The 1584-nt window shown below is 75.5% G+C and carries 2 protein-coding genes and 1 pseudogene; 2 read left to right on the plus strand and 1 reads right to left on the minus strand.

Annotated elements, in window-relative coordinates:
- Positions 1 to 708 (plus strand): annotated as a pseudogene (locus ACTIR_RS0120785) (PspC domain-containing protein); the annotation flags it as partial.
- Complete coding sequence (locus tag ACTIR_RS0120790) at positions 701 to 928, plus strand: hypothetical protein (RefSeq protein ID WP_026455711.1); 228 nt, start codon at positions 701 to 703, stop codon at positions 926 to 928. The pseudogene ACTIR_RS0120785 and the gene ACTIR_RS0120790, both read left to right, overlap by 8 nt.
- 95 nt (positions 929 to 1023) lie before the next feature.
- On the opposite strand, the gene ACTIR_RS27015 is transcribed toward ACTIR_RS0120790, so the two are convergent.
- Positions 1024 to 1584 (minus strand): DUF6541 family protein (locus ACTIR_RS27015; protein WP_026455712.1); only part of this gene is annotated, 561 nt, incomplete at its 5' end.

The raw sequence follows: 1584 nt of genomic DNA on the forward strand, positions 1-1584 counted from the left end.
GACCCGCTCGGGGCGGCCCCGCTCGGGTGGCGGATGGACGACTCCCCGCAGGCCCCGCCGCCGTCCGCGTCCGCACCGCCGCCGTCCCCACCGCAACGGCGTCACCGGTGGGTGGTCGGCCTGGTCACCATGGGCGTGGCTCTGCTGGTCGGCGGCGTGGGGACGGCGCTGGCCGTCACGGGGCAACCGTGGTTCACCCCGGCCCACGTGGTCGGCACGGTGCTCGCCGTGCTCGGCACGGGCCTCGTGGTGGGGTCGTTCCTCGGCGGCGGACGCGGGCTCGTCTGGCTCGCCGCACCGCTGGCCGTGGCCGTGCTCACCCTGGGGACGCTGCCCACCCCGCACGTGAGCGGGGGTGTCGGGCCGCTCGACGCGTCCCCGACGACCGCGGCCGACGTCCGGCCAGTGTACGAGCGCACCGCCGGGCCGGTCACCGTCGACCTCACCGGGTTGCGGGGGGACGGCCCGGTGGAGACGGACGTGCGCAACGGGGCGGGCCCGGTCACCGTGACGGTGCCGCCGGAGGCCGACGTGACCTACCGCTGCGCGGCGGGGATGGGCACGGTCACCTGTTTCGGACGGGAGAGTTCCGGTGTCGGCACCCCCGCCCTCACCGGCACCGACCTCGGCGCCGACGGCGAGGGCGGACAGCGGATCACCCTCCGCGCCACGTCGTCGGCCGGACCCGTGGAGGTGCACCGTGGCTGAGGACCGCGAACGGACACCGGGGGCCCGGGAGTCCCGCACCCCGGACGTGTTCACCCTGCTGGCCGGGGTGGCGACCCTGCTGGTGGCCGCCTACCTGCTCGCCGACGGCGCGAGCTGGATGCCCGACGTCGACCCCCGCTGGCTGGTCGCCGGCGGCGCCACCCTCACCGGCACCCTCCTCCTCATCGCCTCCCTGCTCACCAACCGCCGCTCGTCCTGACCCCGGCGGCCGGGAGTGTGCCGTGAAGGGCACTCTCCCTGCGTCACACGCCGTGAGGGGCACTTTCACTGCATCACGCGCAGGGAATGTGCCCCTCACGGCACTCCCGGGAGGGTGAGCTCGTAGACGGTGACCGTGTCCGCGCGGAAGGCGGGGCGCAGGCCCGGCAGGCCGTCGAGGTCGGTGAGTCCGGGGGCCAGTGCGTACTCGCTCTGCCCGTGCCAGGCCGAGGGGACGGCGCCGATCAGCGGGGCCTCGATGTCGACGTAGACCCAGCGCACATCGTGCTCGCGCAGCAGCGACCGGATACGCGGGTCCTCCGGGTAGTCGTGGAAGTCGGCCAGCAGGTCCACCAGGTCCGGGGTGCGCCCACTGCCCGAGGACACGACGCCGAGGATCGGCAGCTCGTGCCGCACGTAGGCGAGCGTGGAGCCGTCGTTGGCGTTGTTCAGGATCGTCTCGCCCGGCCGCACGTGCCCGGCGAGCCACCGCGCCGCGGCCGCGTCGGCGGCGTCGTACCGGACGAACTCCGGGTCGCGGTACCGCGTGGCCAGCACCTCCCCGTTCGTCCCCGCCTGCCCGAGCACCGTGGTGAACACCAGCGGCGCCAGCCCGACGGCGACCAGGCCGACGACGGCGAGCGGACGCCCGGCCCC

This window comes from Saccharomonospora iraqiensis subsp. iraqiensis (genome assembly GCF_000430445.1).
GTDB classification, from domain to species: domain Bacteria; phylum Actinomycetota; class Actinomycetes; order Mycobacteriales; family Pseudonocardiaceae; genus Saccharomonospora; species Saccharomonospora iraqiensis.